Annotated in this window: 23 protein-coding genes and 2 tRNA genes; 18 read left to right on the top strand and 7 right to left on the bottom strand. The window is 64.6% G+C overall.

What is annotated here, in order from left to right:
• The first annotated feature begins 83 nt into the window (after window positions 1–83).
• From pheT to AC5P6A_RS14185, 9 genes are all read left to right on the top strand, one after another.
• Entirely contained in the window at window positions 84–2,480 is a 2,397-nt protein-coding gene (gene pheT, locus AC5P6A_RS14225) for a phenylalanine--tRNA ligase subunit beta (RefSeq protein ID WP_171952890.1), read from the top strand.
• 27 nt (window positions 2,481–2,507) lie between these two features.
• Window positions 2,508–2,807 carry an integration host factor subunit alpha gene (locus tag AC5P6A_RS14220; RefSeq protein ID WP_005410432.1) on the top strand — a complete coding sequence of 100 codons (300 nt, stop codon included), beginning with the start codon at window positions 2,508–2,510 and terminating at the stop codon, window positions 2,805–2,807.
• On the top strand, window positions 2,788–3,144 hold the full coding sequence (locus AC5P6A_RS14215) for a MerR family transcriptional regulator (protein ID WP_005410431.1): 357 nt from the start codon (window positions 2,788–2,790) through the stop codon (window positions 3,142–3,144). Before AC5P6A_RS14220 ends, AC5P6A_RS14215 begins: the two co-directional genes overlap by 20 nt.
• A 68-nt stretch (window positions 3,145–3,212) precedes the next feature.
• A tRNA-Pro gene (locus AC5P6A_RS14210) sits at window positions 3,213–3,289 on the top strand.
• Between the two features lie 607 nt (window positions 3,290–3,896).
• Entirely contained in the window at window positions 3,897–4,538 is a 642-nt protein-coding gene (locus AC5P6A_RS14205; RefSeq protein ID WP_171952888.1) for a hypothetical protein, read from the top strand.
• A gap of 38 nt (window positions 4,539–4,576) precedes the next feature.
• Window positions 4,577–5,140 (top strand): M35 family metallo-endopeptidase, encoded by a 564-nt coding sequence (locus AC5P6A_RS14200; RefSeq protein WP_180876562.1) that lies wholly within the window; start codon window positions 4,577–4,579, stop codon window positions 5,138–5,140.
• A gap of 229 nt (window positions 5,141–5,369) precedes the next feature.
• Window positions 5,370–5,439: transfer RNA gene (locus AC5P6A_RS14195), tRNA-OTHER, on the top strand.
• Between the two features lie 118 nt (window positions 5,440–5,557).
• The gene (locus AC5P6A_RS14190) at window positions 5,558–5,758 is read left to right on the top strand and encodes a hypothetical protein (protein ID WP_021202185.1); all 201 of its coding nucleotides are present in this window, start codon (window positions 5,558–5,560) and stop codon (window positions 5,756–5,758) included.
• On the top strand, window positions 5,755–6,096 hold the full coding sequence (locus tag AC5P6A_RS14185) for an arsenate reductase/protein-tyrosine-phosphatase family protein (RefSeq protein ID WP_180876563.1): 342 nt from the start codon (window positions 5,755–5,757) through the stop codon (window positions 6,094–6,096). The genes AC5P6A_RS14190 and AC5P6A_RS14185 overlap by 4 nt, the downstream gene beginning before the upstream one ends.
• On the opposite strand, the gene AC5P6A_RS14180 is transcribed toward AC5P6A_RS14185, so the two are convergent.
• A complete protein-coding gene (locus tag AC5P6A_RS14180) occupies window positions 6,012–6,524 on the bottom strand; it encodes a GNAT family N-acetyltransferase (RefSeq protein ID WP_258009900.1) in 513 nt (170 codons plus the stop codon). The two genes, AC5P6A_RS14185 and AC5P6A_RS14180, sit on opposite strands and share 85 nt — an antisense overlap.
• Before the next feature lie 85 nt (window positions 6,525–6,609).
• A complete protein-coding gene (locus tag AC5P6A_RS14175; RefSeq protein ID WP_111102445.1) occupies window positions 6,610–7,119 on the bottom strand; it encodes a DUF3011 domain-containing protein in 510 nt (169 codons plus the stop codon).
• A gap of 243 nt (window positions 7,120–7,362) precedes the next feature.
• On the opposite strand from AC5P6A_RS14175, the gene AC5P6A_RS14170 reads away from it, so the two are divergent.
• Window positions 7,363–7,758 (top strand): hypothetical protein, encoded by a 396-nt coding sequence (locus AC5P6A_RS14170; protein WP_019660558.1) that lies wholly within the window; start codon window positions 7,363–7,365, stop codon window positions 7,756–7,758.
• 24 nt (window positions 7,759–7,782) lie between these two features.
• Here the strand turns inward: AC5P6A_RS14170 and AC5P6A_RS14165 are convergent, their stop codons facing one another.
• Window positions 7,783–8,475 carry an aspartate/glutamate racemase family protein gene (locus AC5P6A_RS14165; protein WP_026347077.1) on the bottom strand — a complete coding sequence of 231 codons (693 nt, stop codon included), beginning with the start codon at window positions 8,473–8,475 and terminating at the stop codon, window positions 7,783–7,785.
• A gap of 86 nt (window positions 8,476–8,561) precedes the next feature.
• On the opposite strand from AC5P6A_RS14165, the gene AC5P6A_RS14160 reads away from it, so the two are divergent.
• The 5 genes from AC5P6A_RS14160 to AC5P6A_RS14140 all read left to right on the top strand — a co-directional run bounded on the left by AC5P6A_RS14160 (window position 8,562) and on the right by AC5P6A_RS14140 (window position 10,877).
• The gene (locus AC5P6A_RS14160; RefSeq protein WP_206621284.1) at window positions 8,562–8,873 is read left to right on the top strand and encodes an ArsR/SmtB family transcription factor; all 312 of its coding nucleotides are present in this window, start codon (window positions 8,562–8,564) and stop codon (window positions 8,871–8,873) included.
• Complete coding sequence (locus tag AC5P6A_RS14155; RefSeq protein WP_019660555.1) at window positions 8,873–9,223, top strand: SRPBCC family protein; 351 nt, start codon at window positions 8,873–8,875, stop codon at window positions 9,221–9,223. Before AC5P6A_RS14160 ends, AC5P6A_RS14155 begins: the two co-directional genes overlap by 1 nt.
• A gap of 37 nt (window positions 9,224–9,260) precedes the next feature.
• Window positions 9,261–9,869 (top strand): ATP-dependent Clp protease proteolytic subunit, encoded by a 609-nt coding sequence (locus tag AC5P6A_RS14150; protein WP_111102443.1) that lies wholly within the window; start codon window positions 9,261–9,263, stop codon window positions 9,867–9,869.
• A gap of 98 nt (window positions 9,870–9,967) precedes the next feature.
• Window positions 9,968–10,609: a LysE family translocator gene (locus AC5P6A_RS14145; RefSeq protein WP_019660553.1), complete on the top strand. Its 642-nt coding sequence runs from the start codon at window positions 9,968–9,970 to the stop codon at window positions 10,607–10,609.
• Between the two features lie 94 nt (window positions 10,610–10,703).
• The gene (locus tag AC5P6A_RS14140; RefSeq protein ID WP_021202178.1) at window positions 10,704–10,877 is read left to right on the top strand and encodes a DUF1328 domain-containing protein; all 174 of its coding nucleotides are present in this window, start codon (window positions 10,704–10,706) and stop codon (window positions 10,875–10,877) included.
• Between the two features lie 22 nt (window positions 10,878–10,899).
• Here the strand turns inward: AC5P6A_RS14140 and AC5P6A_RS14135 are convergent, their stop codons facing one another.
• The 4 genes from AC5P6A_RS14135 to AC5P6A_RS14120 form a co-directional block, all read right to left on the bottom strand.
• Window positions 10,900–11,232: an SMR family transporter gene (locus AC5P6A_RS14135; protein WP_019660551.1), complete on the bottom strand. Its 333-nt coding sequence runs from the start codon at window positions 11,230–11,232 to the stop codon at window positions 10,900–10,902.
• Window positions 11,229–11,435 carry a hypothetical protein gene (locus AC5P6A_RS14130; RefSeq protein WP_229301557.1) on the bottom strand — a complete coding sequence of 69 codons (207 nt, stop codon included), beginning with the start codon at window positions 11,433–11,435 and terminating at the stop codon, window positions 11,229–11,231. Before AC5P6A_RS14130 ends, AC5P6A_RS14135 begins: the two co-directional genes overlap by 4 nt.
• A 246-nt stretch (window positions 11,436–11,681) precedes the next feature.
• Window positions 11,682–11,915 (bottom strand): DUF1653 domain-containing protein, encoded by a 234-nt coding sequence (locus tag AC5P6A_RS14125; protein WP_346715164.1) that lies wholly within the window; start codon window positions 11,913–11,915, stop codon window positions 11,682–11,684.
• A gap of 12 nt (window positions 11,916–11,927) precedes the next feature.
• Window positions 11,928–12,212 (bottom strand): hypothetical protein, encoded by a 285-nt coding sequence (locus AC5P6A_RS14120; protein ID WP_180876569.1) that lies wholly within the window; start codon window positions 12,210–12,212, stop codon window positions 11,928–11,930.
• A gap of 401 nt (window positions 12,213–12,613) precedes the next feature.
• Between AC5P6A_RS14120 and AC5P6A_RS14115 the strand changes: the two genes are divergently transcribed.
• The 3 genes from AC5P6A_RS14115 (at window position 12,614) to AC5P6A_RS14105 (ending at window position 13,889) form a co-directional block, all read left to right on the top strand.
• Entirely contained in the window at window positions 12,614–12,820 is a 207-nt protein-coding gene (locus tag AC5P6A_RS14115; protein ID WP_019660547.1) for a hypothetical protein, read from the top strand.
• A 133-nt stretch (window positions 12,821–12,953) separates the two neighbouring features.
• A complete protein-coding gene (locus AC5P6A_RS14110; RefSeq protein WP_180876570.1) occupies window positions 12,954–13,517 on the top strand; it encodes a DUF3011 domain-containing protein in 564 nt (187 codons plus the stop codon).
• 168 nt (window positions 13,518–13,685) lie between these two features.
• Window positions 13,686–13,889 carry a hypothetical protein gene (locus AC5P6A_RS14105; RefSeq protein ID WP_005417823.1) on the top strand — a complete coding sequence of 68 codons (204 nt, stop codon included), beginning with the start codon at window positions 13,686–13,688 and terminating at the stop codon, window positions 13,887–13,889.
• Window positions 13,890–13,913 lie beyond the last annotated feature (24 nt).

Here is a 13,913-nt window from a genome sequence, read left to right as displayed (position 1 = left end):
TTCTGGATGGACGCCTCCTTGCGCATGCGCTGGGCGACCACAAAAACCGCAACGGGAGGCACGCCTCCCACCAGGGTGACACCATGAAATTCTCCGAAAACTGGCTGCGCAGCCACGTCCCGACCTCCGCCTCGCGCGATGAGCTGAGCGCGGTGCTGACCGCCATCGGCCTGGAAGTGGAAGAAGTAACCGCGCTGGGCGAAGGCCTCGATCACGTGGTCGTGGCACGCATCGTCGAGGCCGCGCGCCACCCGGAAGCCGATCGCCTGCAGGTGTGCAAGGTCGATGCCGGGCAGGGCGAGCTGCTGCAGATCGTCTGCGGTGCGCCGAACGCCCGCGCGGGCCTGGTCGCGCCACTGGCGATGGTCGGTGCGCAGATCGGCGAGCTGAAGATCAAGCCGGCCAAGCTGCGCGGCGTCGAGTCCAACGGCATGCTGTGCTCGGCCAAGGAGCTGGGCCTGGACAACGATGCCTCCGGCCTGCTGGAACTGCCCGATGACGCCCCGGTCGGCCAGGCCCTGGTCGAGTACCTGGGCCTGCCGGACGCCAGTATCGAAATCAAGCTGACCCCGAACCGCGCCGACTGCTTCAGCCTGCGCGGCATCGCCTACGACGTCGCCGCCGCTACCCGCAGTGAAGTGCTGGATTTCGTCGCCGGCGCCATTCCGGCTGCCGGCAGCCGTGAGCTGGCCATCCAGCTCGACGCTGGCGCCGAAGCGCCGCGTTATCTGGGCCGTGTGATCGAGGGCGTCAACGCTGCCGCCAAGACCCCACTGTGGATGGCCGAGCGCCTGCGCCGCAGTGGCGTGCGTCCGGTCTCGCTGCTGGTCGACATCACCCAGTACGTGATGCTGGAACTGGGCCAGCCGATGCATGCCTACGACCTGGCCACCCTGCAGGGCAGCATTGCCGTGCGCCGTTCGCGCGCGGGCGAGACGCTGAAGCTGCTGGACGGCCGCGATGCCGCGCTGGACGACAGCTTCCTGGTGGTCACCGACGCCGATCGTGCGGTCGGCCTGGCCGGCCTGATGGGCGGCTTCGACACCCGTGTCACCGACGCTACCACCGCCGTGTTCCTGGAGGCCGCGCACTTCGCGCCGGCCGCGATCATGGGCCGTGGCCGCAAGCTGGGCCTGCACACCGATGCCGGCCACCGCTTCGAGCGCGGTGTCGATCCGGCACTGCCGCGTACCGCGATCGAGTACGCCACCCGCCTGGTGCTGGACCTCGCCGGCGGTACCCCGGCGCCGGTCACCGAAGCTGTGCGCGAGGCCGATCTGCCGCAGCCGGCCACGGTCGTGCTGCGCCGCACGCGCATCACCCGCGTGCTTGGCATCACCATTGACGATGCCGAAGTCGAGCGCATCCTGCGTGCGCTGGGCATGGACGTGGCCGCCACCGCCGACGGCTGGCAGGTCACCGCGCCGAGCCGCCGCTTCGATATCGCCATCGAAGAGGACCTGATCGAAGAACTGGCCCGCATCCACGGTTACGAGCAGATCCCGACCACGCTGCCGGGCGGTGCCTCGCGCGTGGCGATGCCGAGCGAGACCCAGCTGGACGCGCTGAGCGTGCGCCGCCAGCTGATCGCTCGCGACCTGCAGGAAACCGTCAATTTCGCCTTCGTCGACGACGCACTGCTGGCCCAGTGGCAGCTGCGCGACGCCCTGGTGCCGCTGGCCAACCCGCTGTCGGCCGAACTGGCGGTGATGCGCCCGTCGCTGCTGCCGGGCCTGGTTGCCACCCTAGGCCGCAATGCCGCTCGCCAGCTCGGCCGCGTGCGCCTGTTCGAGCTGGGTCGGGTGTTCGCCCAGCAGGCCGGAGATGCGTCGCTTGGCGGAAGCCAGCCGGCACCGCTGGAAACCCCGCGCGTGGCCGCTGCGGTCTGCGGTGATGCGCAGGCGGTGCAGTGGGGCCTGCCGACCCGCAAGGTCGATTTCCATGACCTGAAGGGTGACCTCGAATCGCTGGCGGCCGCCAGTGGCGCGCAGCTGGAGTTCCGTCCGTCCACCCGCGCCTACGGCCACCCGGCGCGTTCGGCCGAGGTGTTGCGCGATGGCGTGGCGATCGGCTGGATCGGCCAGGTTCACCCGCGCCTGGCCAGGGCGATGGACATCGAAGCCGACGTCTACGCCTTCGAACTGGACCTGGAACCGCTGACCGCCCGCCGCCTGCCGCGTGCCGGCGAACTGTCGCGCTTCCCGGCGGTGCGCCGCGACCTGGCGTTCCTGGTGCCTGAACAGGTGGCCTGGGCCGATCTGGCGGCGACCGTCCGCCAGGCCGCCGGCCCGCTGCTGCGCGACCTGAACCTGTTCGACCGCTATGTCGGCCAGGGCGTCGAGCCGGGATTCAAGAGTCTCGCTATGGGCTTGATTTTGCAGGACAAGTCGCGCACTCTGACGGACCGCGACGTGGAAGCGGTGGTGGCCGAGGCGGTCACTGCCATCGAGCGTGAACACCACGCCCGGATCCGCGGCTGAGCGGGCAGCACTCGGGGGTAGCAGGCAATGGCATTGACCAAGGCGGAGATGGCGGAAAAGCTGTTCGACGAAGTCGGTCTGAACAAGCGGGAAGCCAAGGAATTCGTCGACGCGTTTTTCGATGTGCTGCGTGAAGCATTGGAACAGGGACGTCAGGTGAAGCTGTCGGGCTTCGGTAATTTCGATCTGCGGCGCAAGAACCAGCGCCCGGGTCGCAACCCCAAGACCGGCGAGGAAATTCCGATTTCCGCCCGTACGGTGGTCACCTTCCGTCCGGGCCAGAAGCTCAAGGAGAGGGTGGAAGCTTATGCTGGATCCGGGCAGTAACCGCGAACTACCGCCGATCCCGGCCAAGCGCTACTTCACCATCGGTGAAGTCAGCGAGCTGTGCGACGTCAAGCCGCACGTCCTGCGCTACTGGGAAACCGAGTTTCCCAGCCTTGAGCCGGCCAAGCGCCGAGGCAACCGCCGCTACTACCAGCGCCATGACGTGCTGATGGTGCGGCAGATCCGCAGCCTGCTGTACGAACAGGGCTACACCATCGGGGGTGCACGCCTGCGTCTGGACGGCCCCGATGCCCGCGAGGAATCGGCGCTGAGCAACCAGATCATCAAGCAGGTACGCATGGAGCTGGAAGAAGTGCTGCAGTTGTTGCGCCGCTGATCCCATTTCCATCGTAATCCGCTATACTTCACGGCCCGCCGCACTGGCGGGCACATCGCAGCATCAGTCGGGGCGTAGCGCAGCCTGGTAGCGCATCTGCCTGGGGGGCAGAGGGTCGTCGGTTCGAATCCGGCCGTCCCGACCAAAAGCAGCGATAGAACAAGGGCTTGCGCCATACGGTGCAGGCCCTTTTTCGTTGTGCACCCTATCGCCACCCTATCGAATGGCGAGGATGCCCGTGTTGATCTCGCTCAACGGCCTTTCGTGGCCTTCCAGATACACCTCGGTCATCGCCGGCGAGCTGTGTGTGAGAAGGTGCTGCACTTGTTCTTCCGACCAACCTCGACGGTTGTGTGGAAGAGCACCGCCAAGCCTGCGGATCTCCTTGAGTGACACCTGATGCATGCCGATCCAAGCTGATTGACTCGCGGACGTCCTGGAACTCGCGGCTCTCCGCTGATGCGCTCGATTGCCAGGCGAAAGGCGTAGTTCTTCGACGCTTCACTGAAGTCCAACGGTCTCGCCGGCGATGGCCTTTGCGATCATGGCCGAGCTCGGCACAGTGGCGTAGGCGCGGTAGCAAAAGATCCTGGAGGTCAGTGCCTGCAAAAACGTGATTCTTATGGCGGTTCGAAAATTTAATCTGCGGTTCGGGGGAAGTCCTACAGATCGATGGCTGAGGTTCGGGTTGGAAAATGCTGATCTGTATGTTAATAACGCATCTTGAATCATGGAAGAAGGCGGGTGGCGGAATGAAATCACCCATTAAAGTGGCAATGCTGTTCATCGCGCTTTGTAGCAGCAATGTTGCGATGGCCGACGCTCGGCTACAAGTCGAAATAGTTCCGCTGAAGGGCGACCTGGGAGAAACTTCAATCGCGTTGAAGCTCTCGAATGTCGGTGACCAGGTTGCGGTAGTCGCTGAGTCTTCTCTGCCGACGCTCAATGCTCGCAAAATGTTGTTGGATGATCCCTTCATAGTGAAACAGCAGGATGGGCGCGAAGTCCAGTTCTTCGGGATAATGAGGGATACGCTCTCCGAAACTCCGAGTTCTTTGTCCATACCTCCTGGCGGCAGTTTCAGCCTAGATATAAATCTTGCAAGTGGCTATAGTCTGTCGCCAGGGCTGAGTTACACCATTGGCTTGCGAGCCCCGATTTCCTATCGCACCGCCGACGGCAGGAATGCGGAAGCTGGGCCCATAAAGCGGCAATCAGGCAAGTGGCAAAGTGCGTATCCCGCACCCCGCACGGTTGTTGTACCCGTTACTGGAAGAACAATGAAGCAAGCCCGGGCGGGGGAGTTTCTTGAACCTGTGGCATGTGTCGATCCGGCTGGCACCCCGCCTTCGGCCAAAAAAGTGCAATTTTTCAGAGTGTATTGGCTGGGGTAACGATTGGTGCAGGAAATGCGCTGAGCCAGCTCCAGCAGATGACTGAGGTCGATACAACATCTGAAACTGAGTTGTGGCTGAGGTTCAGCCCCTCAGTTCACTATACGCGCTACTTCGGGGAGCATGGCCCGGACGTCAACGTCGTTGCCGGTGAAGATGTCAACGAAGATGATGCGCTGGTTGATAGCACTTTGATGGCGATCATCTGGAGAATTTCGGGAGACGGAGTGACCCCGAAGCCGCCGGTGTCCCTCTCCTGCCGGTGCAATGCTGACGAAGTGCCGGCAGACACCATTGCTTATGTGCAGTCAGGTGCTCCATACGTAATTCACGCATGCCCTGTATTTTGGTCCCTATCTATGCTGCCTGCCAATCACATTGGTGAACCCTCAAAGGTTGGCACGATGGTCCACGAGTTCACTCATTTTACTGACGACAAGGGCATGGCGCTGCGGCATCCGCCGGTCCCCGGCAAGAATGTCTCATCTCTTTCGTACGCACTAGAGTTGGCGGCCAGCTCACATCCAGGCGCTGTTCGATTCCCGAACGCGTACAAGTTTTTCGTTTTGGGTCAAGCACACGGTTTTTCTCCGCCGGAATAGTCCGAGGCAGGAGGGTGCGGTCATTGGAGCCCGCCAAGCCGCCGCCGGTGACCAAGCTCCGTCCGAGCGACGCCCGTAGGGCGTAGATGAGGGCAGGGCCGCAGCAGATGCGGAGCCATGTTTAGTCCCGGTGGCTGCAACCCTATCAGCGCGGAAGTAATTGATTGAATTGGGCCTCAATCGGCACTTATGGGAGGCCCGGTGCAGGCCTGAAACCCTTATAGATCAACGGGATGGGGCAACCAGTGATGATGCCTGGGGACAGAGGGTCGTCGGTTCGAATCCGGCCGTCCCGACCACTGTGATGAATCAAGAAGCCCGCGCAGCGATGCGTGAGTTTTTTTTGTGCGTGCGGTGTATGCTGCGCGCCACTCGTACTACCGCGGCTGCTGAACCCGGTACTCACGAGAACACATCATGGAATCTGCAAGAAACCGTGCCTGGCGTCGCAGCCAGGCCCGCAACCATGGTGGCGACCGCGCCACGACCGCCTACAGCTACAAGCCCGAGAAGAACTGGAAGCTGCTGTATACGCGCGATGCCAAGCTCGCGCGCGCACGCCAGCTGGGCTTCACCTATCCGGTCCTCAGTGCCCGCCAACTGCAGGAACAGGAATGATCAACCTGCTGTTCGTCTGCAGCCGCAACCAGCTGCGCAGCCCGACCGCCGAAGCCATGTGGCGACGGCGGCCCGGCTTCAACGCGCTGTCGGCCGGTACCAGCCCGCACGCACGACGCCCCATCGGCCCGGCGGATATCCGCTGGGCCGATGTCATCTTCGCGATGGAGGCCAAGCACCAGCATCGCCTGCAGGCCACGTACGCGCGACTGCTGGAACACAAGCGCCTGCATTGCCTGGACATCCCCGACGACTATCGCTGCATGGATCCGCTGTTGATGGACCTGCTGGACGCCAAGGTGGCCGTGTATCTCGATCTGCTGCCGGCAAAGCAGTAGATCAGTTCCGGATCGCCTTCGTCCAATCCATGCACGATGCCACTTTCGATGAAACCCGAGGCGGCGAGCAGGCGTTGCATGCTGGTGTTGGATGCATTCGTCGAAGTAAACAGCTTGCCTTGCCCCTGCAGCGCGATGGCATGGCGCAGCAGGGCGGCGCCGGCGTCCTGTCTGCGTTGTTCGCGCGCCACCATGAGCATCTCGACGAAGGCTTCGCCGAAGAAATGACGATGGATGACCAGGTAACCGGCCAGCTGGCCGGACCGTTCGGCCACGTGCATGCCACCGCTGGCCTGCCAGTCGCTGATCTGCCGTGCGCGCCGCGGATCGTGGGCCGCAACGCTGTCGAGCGCGATCAACGCGGGAACGTCGGCGGGCATTGCCTCGCGGATATGCAGCGTCGTCGAGGAAGGATCGGGCGGCACCATCGAAGCTCCTGGGCTGGTTGCGCCCAGTCTATCGATCACGTCGGCCGTGTCCGCGCATGCGCCACAGCCAGCGCGTGGCAGGCAGTCAATACACCCGGAACTCGGCACGGCAGCCGTCGCTGACCCACACGCCGCGACGGTCCCAGCCCCAGTTGCGGTCCTCGATGCAGGTCGTCACCGATTTCTGCTTGACCAGCCGCACCTCGTGGCGGACGCGGATGCGGCACTCCTTGTCCTTGTTCTCGTAGGACTCGCAGACCAGGCGTTCACCCTCGTTGTCGCGATCACGGCCACGGCCACGTCCCGGCCAGCGCCCGTATCCGTCGGCGACGAACTCGGCGCGGCAGCCGTCGGTCACCCATAACGTGCGGCGGCTCTGGCCCCAGTTCTGGTTCTCCACGCAGCGGGTGACCGACAGTTGCCTGGCCAGGCGCATCGGGCCCTCAATGGGGCATTGCTCGGTCTTGTTGAACTGGGATTCGCAGCGCAGCGCTGGAATGTGATCAGTGTCGTGGTCCTGGGCGGCCACGGCGGTGGCGGCCAGCAGCAGGGCAAGGACGGCACCGGTGATCGGCAGCAGCGGGCGAAGGGTCATGGGGAGCCTCGAGCGGGGGATTCGGGCGGCAAGAATGACCCAGCACGGGGCCGTCGGAACGCATCGTTCCGGAAGTGGCTCAGTAAGGATTTAGTAGTGCGCACGGGCCCAAGCAGAGGCTTACATCCCGTATCATCGCTGCACATCCGATCGCATCGGCTTACACCTTCTTACATGTCTTCCACGCCTGTCGGCGCAGCCTGTGGCTGCCGTCACTGGTGTGCGGGCGGCCTGTGCGGGAGGATGCGCGGACCACGACGACCACAGGGGGTTGCGTTGATCAGCAGTACCGTCATTCATCGCTCGGCCGACGCAGGCGGCGCCGAGGTGCGGGTCCTGGACACCACGTTCAAGGGCAAGCACGTGTTCACTGCCTGGGGCCTGCGCGGGCCGGAACTGACCCGCAGCGCGGACCCGGTTGCGACCGTGGCCGCACGCAAGGCGCTGCACGCGGTTGCTGGCCACAGCGAAGGGCCGCGCAGCCCGGAAGTGTTCATCGCCAACCAGTCGGCGGTGGCGATCACGGTCTATCGCCTGCTTACCGAAGCGCGCTCCGGCGATGCCATCTTCTTCCTGTGCGATTCCCAGGCGGTGGTCGAATGGCTGATCACCGCGCTGGAAGTGCAGGGCGCGGACTGATTCCGCGTTCCGGCGCGCTTTGATTCACGCCAGCGCCGCGTCCACGGCGGCCCGCGCATGCAGTGCAGTGGTATCGAACAGCGGCACTGTGCTGTCCTCCGGCCGTACCAGCAGCATGATCTCGGTACAGCCGAGGATGATGGCCTCGGCGCCGCGCGCGACCAGTCTCTCGATCACGCCGGCGTAGACCTGTCGTGAGTGTTCGCTGACCACGCCGGCGATCAGTTCCTGGTAGATAATGTCGTGCACGCTGCGACGATCATCGGCTTCGGGAACCAGGACCTCCAATCCGAAGCGATCCTGCAGCCGGCCGCGGTAGAAGTCCTGCTCCATGGTGAAGGCGGTGCCGAGCAGGCCCACCTTTCGCGCCCCTGCCTGCACGATGGCCTGGGCGGTGGGGTCGGCGATATGCAGCAGTGGCAGTGGGCAGGCCGCCTCGATGCGGTCGGCCAGTTGGTGCATGGTGTTGGTGCAGACCAGCAGCAGTTCGGCACCACCGGCCTGCAGGCGCCGTGCGGCCTCAACCATGTGGTCGCCCAGTGCATCCCAGTCGCCGTCGTGCTGCAGCTGCTTGATCGGGGCGAAGTCCACCGACCACAGCAGCAGCTGCGCCGAATGTGCGCCACCGAGGCGCTGCCGCACGTCCTCGTTGATGAGCCGGTAATACTGCGCCGAGCTTTCCCAGCTCATGCCGCCGATCAGGCCAAGGGTCTTCATGCACAGCTCCATGCCGGGGAGCCGTCATTGCAGCACAGCCGATGCGGGAGTTGCACTACACATTAGTGATTGCTAATGTATTGGTCATGATCGAGAACGCCCTCTTCAAAGCGCTGGCCGACCCCACCCGCCGCCACATCTTCGAAAAGCTGGCCGAGGGCGGGCAGCATGCCAGCGCGCTGCGCGAGGGCATGGCGATCAGCCAGTCTGCGATGTCCCAGCACCTGGCGGTGCTGCGCGATGCCGGGCTGGTGAGCGAACAGCGCCAAGGCCGCTTCGTCTACTACGAGGTCGATCCGCGCGGGCTGGCTCACATCGGACGCTGGTTGCAGCGCTACCGGGCCTACTGGCCCGCGCGTATGGATGCCTTGCAGGATCTGCTGAAGGAGATGGATTGATGGACGACGTTCTGAACGAAGCGGCTCCTGCGTTGGTGATGGAGCAGTGGCTGCCAGCGCCACCGGAACGGGTCTGGCGCGCACTGTTGGACCCGGCGCTGCGTGAGCGCTGGTTGCCTGCGGCCGATCTTGCCGATCCGCAGCCTTGCCTGCGCGAGGAGGGGCGGGAGCTGGGGTTCCACCTGCGCGATGCGCATCCCCCGCATCTGCACAGCCAGGTGTGTTTCCGGCTGCGCGCGGATGACGGCGGGGGAACGGTGCTGACCATCGTGCATCGGCTCACCGACCTGCGCGCGCTGCGGCCGTTGGCCGCCAACGACGATCATCGCACCATGATGCGCGCGGCGTGAGGCGACGCCTCAATCCCACCGGACAAGGAGCAGGCACATGCGGGACAGGATGCAGCTGGTACCGATGGTGGTGGAACGCAGCGAGCGCGGCGAGCGTTCCTATGACATCTACTCGCGGCTGCTGCGCGAGCGCATCATCTTTCTCAACGGCGAAGTCGATGACACCGTATCGGCGCTGGTCTGCGCGCAACTGCTGTTCCTGGAATCGGAAAACCCGGAGAAGCCGATCCATCTGTACATCAACTCGCCAGGCGGAGTCATTTCCAGCGGCTTGGCGATGTACGACACGATGCAATACATCTCTGCTCCGGTGCATACGCTGTGCATGGGCACCGCGCGGTCGATGGGGTCGTTCCTGCTGATGGCCGGCGAGCCGGGTCACCGCGCGGCGTTGGCCAATGCCAGCCTGCACGTGCACCAGCCGCTGGGCGGGGTGCAGGGCCAGGCTTCGGACATCTTCATCCACGCCGAGGAAATGCAGCGCACCAAGCAGCGCATCACCCGGCTGTATGCGCAGCATTGCGGACGCAGTGTCGAGGAGGTCGAGCAGACCCTGGACCGCGATCGTTTCATGAGTGCCGAGCAGGCATGCGAATGGGGCCTGATCGACCAGGTACTGGTACGGCGCGACGCGCACGCGGCCTGAGCCTGCCTCTGTAACCACCACATCCACGCTGTGCTGTATGTGCCGCGCGTTGCAGACGCACTCTATGCTGGTACGGTCTTCTGAAGCGGATGTGCGCCATGGCCCTGCATACCTGGTGGTGGTTCCTCGCCACGGTGTTCGTTCTGTGTGGCACGCCGGGGCCGAACATGCTGCATATCCTCGGCCGCAGCGTCGGACTCGGCTTCCGCGGCAGTGTACCGGCGATGGCCGGCTGCCTGCTGGCGATGCTGCTGGTGCTGGCCGCGTCCGCTGCTGGCCTGAGCGCATTGCTTCATTCCTCGCCGATGCTGTTCGAAGTGCTGCGCTATCTGGGCGTGGCCTACCTGGCCTGGCTGGGCCTGAAGGCATGGCGCGACAGCTGCCGTCCCGCGCCTACGGTGACGGTGGATGCCGCACTGCCGATGATGCCGACGCTTGGTGCCTGGACCGTGTTCCGTGGTGGCCTTCTGGTGGGCCTGAGCAATCCCAAGCTGCTGCTGTTCGCGGCGGCGTTCCTGCCGCAGTTCGTTGACCCGTCACGTGGCCAGGCGTTTCAGTACAGCGTGCTGGTGGCCACCTTCGCCGCTTGCGAACTGTTCTGGTACGTGATGTATGCAGCCGGTGGCCATGGCCTGCGCCGCTGGCTGGCCGAACCCTTTGCGCGACGCTGGTTCGAGCGGTTGGTCGGTAGCGTGTTCCTGGCGTTTGCCGTCGCGCTGCTGCGCTTTCGTCCGCGCTGATTCACGCCGCGCACGCGGCCTGTTCACGACTGCCGCATCGGTGACGGCCTAGCCTGATCATCCAGTACGCAGTCCCCGCAGGGAAAGGTTTGACATGATCAAGTGGGCCATCATCTTCGCCATCATCGGTGTGATCGCAGGCGTGCTCGGCTTCGGTGGCATCGCCGGTGCCTCGGTCGGCATCGCCAAGTTCCTGTTCTGGGCCGGCATCATCATCGCCGTGGTGCTGTTCCTGCTCGGCATGACCGTGGCCAAGAAGGTCAGCTAGCGTTGATCGCGCAGCAGTGTGCTCAGTGCGCGCTGCTGCGCGAAAACAGGTTGATCACGAGTACACCGGCGCAGATCAGGCCGATGCCGATCAGCGCGGGTGCATCCAGGCGCTGCTTGAACACCACCAGCCCGATCAGCGAGATCAGCACGATGCCGACGCCGGACCAGATCGCGTAGGCGATGCCGGTCGGGATCGACTTCATGGTCATCGACAACAGGTAGAAGCACAGTCCATAGCCGACCAGTGCGCCCAGTGTCGGCGCCAGCCGGCTCATGCCGTCGGACGCCTTCAGCAGTGATGTGGCAATCACTTCCAGCACGATGGCAGCGGCAAGGTAGAGATAGGAATTCATTGACCGCTCCAGCTCATTGCGCTCAGTTTCAGCGCCTGTTCGGCCATGGTCAATGCGCTGGCACGTTCCTGCGCGTCCAGCGGGTAGGCCGTGGCCCAGCAGCCATTGGCAGCGTGCAGCGCGCCGCGTACCGTTGGCGTCGCCAGGATTCGGCCAGCATCGCACGCTTCCAGGACGTCAAGTGCAGGCAGCGCTGGTTCCATCGGGTTGCCCGCGCTTCGAAATCGCCGATCAGCGCGCCGGTGGCTTCATCCACCAGCAGCCAAGCCATTACGGCAGGCTACTTCGATGGTGGCCCGCAGCAGTGATTGGCGCACGCGGTCTGCTGCCTTGCAGCGCGAACAGGAGCGGATACCGGCGTGGCGGGAAGAAACCGACTGGACGGTACGACTGTAGCGCAGGCCCACCGCGTTGCCGCGCGCTGCCGGCCAAGGCCGGCAGCGGAGCCATCATGCGTCGATGCGGGCGAAACGCGGTTGCGGTCCGTGCTCGCCCGGCACCTGCTCGACGAACATGGCGTACGGGCGTACCCACAGGCCACCTTCGCCATACAGCGCGCGGTACAGCACCATCGGCTGCAGGGTCTCACTGCTGCGGACGATGTCGAGCACTTCGTACTCGCCGCCCTTGAAGTGGCGGTAGCGGCCCGGGGCCAGGGTGGTTAGCGGACTCAGCTCAGCCATGAGCGGCGCGACTCACTTGCGCGCCGGGCTGGCCGGCTTCGCGCAGTAGGCATCGATGGCTTCGGCGGTGTGGGCCAGACCCTGTGCCTGCGCCAGTTCCCACGGACGTTCGCAACGCTGGCTGTGCTCGCACCACTGGTAGCCGGCCGAACCGATGCAACCGTGGGCATCGCGGTCGCCACCCATCTTCGGCGTGGCAGGCGAAGTGGCCGCCGTATCGGCACGCGCAGCGGCCTGATGCTGGTTGGCACAGGCGGACAGCACCAGCAGGGCTGGAATCAGAAGAAGCGCTTTCATCGGGCGGGCTCCGTGCCTAAAGCGACAGTGTCTGCCGCAAATAGCCCTGCAGCAAGCGCTCAGTGCATGGCGGCGCGGATCAGTTCCTCGATCAGCACGAGGTAGCTGGCCACGAAGTAGAACTTCAGCAGCGTCCAACGCTGCTGCGAGAAGAAGGTGCGCATGTGGAAGGGGCCCCTGTTGGTGACGGTAGTGTGAAGCTCCGCCAACTCCGTGACAAGGGTCACGAAAGGGGACTCACTAAACGGCCTCAGGGATGTGATGGCGGGGCGCCCTGACAGCGCGGCGCGGCATTTTCGTACAAATCTGATGGGCCATCCCGGAGGCGATCGCTAGCCTGATGGGGTACCGGTGCTCAGGGCCTTCCGTCGCCGGCTTGACCCATTCCGCAGGAGTCTCCAATGGTCATTACCGTTCAATGCAATGCCCGGCACTGGTCCGTACTGGACCCGCAGGCGCATGACGCAACCCGTTATGCACGGGGTGCCGAGGCCTTCGATGACGCCGCAGCGCGGGCCCAGGAGCACCACCGCCGCACCGGCCAGTGCAGCACGGTACGGGTCGAGGCGCTTGGCAATTCCGTGGACGCACTCCACTTCGGACGTTGACACCACCCGGCCGAGGTGCAGTCAGCCACGGTTGAGCTGTTTGAATGGGGAAAGAACCGCCTTGGGGGCGCCCCCTGTCCGCCGCGCCGCGAATCCCGGATGCTTGCGCCATCGTATTCATGTGGAGATTCCGATGGGCAAGGCACTCACCTGGCGCGCCCTGGCCTGCACGCTGCTGCCGATGTTGGCCGCCGCGGGCGGCGCGCAGGCGCAGAGCTATGGCTACGGCTATGACGACGATCGCTATGGCGGTCGCGACGGCGGCGGCATCGTACGCTGCGAATCGATCAAGAACCGCAGCAATGAATGCCGCCTGGAAGGCCGTGCCCGGATGATCCGCCAGTTGTCCGGCTCGCCGTGCGTGGAAGGCGAGACCTGGGGGCAATCGCGCTACGGCGTCTGGGTCACCCAGGGCTGCCGTGCCGAGTTCGTCGGCGAGTACCGCCGCGGCGGTGGCTGGGGTGGTGGCCGTGGCAACGGCTGGGGCAATGGTGGCAATGGCTGGGGCGGGGGCGAGGTGATCACCTGCCATTCCAACGGTCACCGCCAGGAATACTGCGATGCCCGCATCCGCCGTGGCGTGCGCCTGGTCCGCCAGGATTCACGCAGTGCCTGCATCGAAGGCCAGACGTGGGGCTGGGACCGCCGTGGCATCTGGGTCAGCGACGGCTGCCGGGCGCAGTTCCAGGTGAATTGAGCGCGCCCCTCGAAAATCAGAATAATCTGATACAGCTCACATTTTGAACGTCGTATCTTCTGCGAATCAGGGCACCCCTGCGTGCCCCTGATCCGTCGCGATGAAGTCTGCCGTAACCGGCACGCCCATCCCGCCACCGTCGATACGCTGCCTCAAGGAGTGAGCTGCATGTTGATCCGCCTGCAATGCGAGCAACGCCAATGGCGCGTGCTGCACCCGGACCGGCCCGAACCGATCGAGTTCCGCGACGGTGCCAGAGCCTATGATTTCGCCGAGACCCTTGCACGTCTCCACTTCGTCGACACCGGGCAGCGCGCTGCGGTGCGGGTGGAAGCCAGCGGCGCCTTCGTGGAAGCGGTCAGCTACGGCTGAGGGTTGGGGCTTCCGGCCAGATCC

It is taken from the genome of Stenotrophomonas sp. YJH_SMC_20 (assembly GCF_059367845.1).
Note: the sequence above shows the minus strand (reverse complement) of the source record. Positions and strands in the feature narration are given on the sequence as shown.

Bases quoted from the DNA above. Each gene is read 5' to 3' on its own strand.
- AC5P6A_RS14200 (WP_180876562.1), top strand. From the start codon at position 4,577: ATGACTGAGGTCGATACAACATCTGAAACTGAGTTGTGGCTGAGGTTC.
- AC5P6A_RS14205 (WP_171952888.1), top strand. From the start codon at position 3,897: ATGAAATCACCCATTAAAGTGGCAATGCTGTTCATCGCGCTTTGTAGC.
- AC5P6A_RS14135 (WP_019660551.1), bottom strand. From the start codon at position 11,232: ATGAATTCCTATCTCTACCTTGCCGCTGCCATCGTGCTGGAAGTGATT.
- AC5P6A_RS14190 (WP_021202185.1), top strand. From the start codon at position 5,558: ATGGAATCTGCAAGAAACCGTGCCTGGCGTCGCAGCCAGGCCCGCAAC.
- AC5P6A_RS14220 (WP_005410432.1), top strand. From the start codon at position 2,508: ATGGCATTGACCAAGGCGGAGATGGCGGAAAAGCTGTTCGACGAAGTC.
- AC5P6A_RS14185 (WP_180876563.1), top strand. From the start codon at position 5,755: ATGATCAACCTGCTGTTCGTCTGCAGCCGCAACCAGCTGCGCAGCCCG.
- AC5P6A_RS14175 (WP_111102445.1), bottom strand. From the start codon at position 7,119: ATGACCCTTCGCCCGCTGCTGCCGATCACCGGTGCCGTCCTTGCCCTG.
- pheT (WP_171952890.1), top strand. From the start codon at position 84: ATGAAATTCTCCGAAAACTGGCTGCGCAGCCACGTCCCGACCTCCGCC.
- AC5P6A_RS14155 (WP_019660555.1), top strand. From the start codon at position 8,873: ATGGACGACGTTCTGAACGAAGCGGCTCCTGCGTTGGTGATGGAGCAG.
- AC5P6A_RS14170 (WP_019660558.1), top strand. From the start codon at position 7,363: ATGCGCGGACCACGACGACCACAGGGGGTTGCGTTGATCAGCAGTACC.
- AC5P6A_RS14215 (WP_005410431.1), top strand. From the start codon at position 2,788: ATGCTGGATCCGGGCAGTAACCGCGAACTACCGCCGATCCCGGCCAAG.
- AC5P6A_RS14160 (WP_206621284.1), top strand. From the start codon at position 8,562: ATGATCGAGAACGCCCTCTTCAAAGCGCTGGCCGACCCCACCCGCCGC.
- AC5P6A_RS14125 (WP_346715164.1), bottom strand. From the start codon at position 11,915: ATGGCTGAGCTGAGTCCGCTAACCACCCTGGCCCCGGGCCGCTACCGC.
- AC5P6A_RS14120 (WP_180876569.1), bottom strand. From the start codon at position 12,212: ATGAAAGCGCTTCTTCTGATTCCAGCCCTGCTGGTGCTGTCCGCCTGT.
- AC5P6A_RS14115 (WP_019660547.1), top strand. From the start codon at position 12,614: ATGGTCATTACCGTTCAATGCAATGCCCGGCACTGGTCCGTACTGGAC.
- AC5P6A_RS14105 (WP_005417823.1), top strand. From the start codon at position 13,686: ATGTTGATCCGCCTGCAATGCGAGCAACGCCAATGGCGCGTGCTGCAC.
- AC5P6A_RS14110 (WP_180876570.1), top strand. From the start codon at position 12,954: ATGGGCAAGGCACTCACCTGGCGCGCCCTGGCCTGCACGCTGCTGCCG.
- AC5P6A_RS14140 (WP_021202178.1), top strand. From the start codon at position 10,704: ATGATCAAGTGGGCCATCATCTTCGCCATCATCGGTGTGATCGCAGGC.
- AC5P6A_RS14130 (WP_229301557.1), bottom strand. From the start codon at position 11,435: ATGGAACCAGCGCTGCCTGCACTTGACGTCCTGGAAGCGTGCGATGCT.
- AC5P6A_RS14165 (WP_026347077.1), bottom strand. From the start codon at position 8,475: ATGAAGACCCTTGGCCTGATCGGCGGCATGAGCTGGGAAAGCTCGGCG.
- AC5P6A_RS14180 (WP_258009900.1), bottom strand. From the start codon at position 6,524: ATGGTGCCGCCCGATCCTTCCTCGACGACGCTGCATATCCGCGAGGCA.
- AC5P6A_RS14145 (WP_019660553.1), top strand. From the start codon at position 9,968: ATGGCCCTGCATACCTGGTGGTGGTTCCTCGCCACGGTGTTCGTTCTG.
- AC5P6A_RS14150 (WP_111102443.1), top strand. From the start codon at position 9,261: ATGCGGGACAGGATGCAGCTGGTACCGATGGTGGTGGAACGCAGCGAG.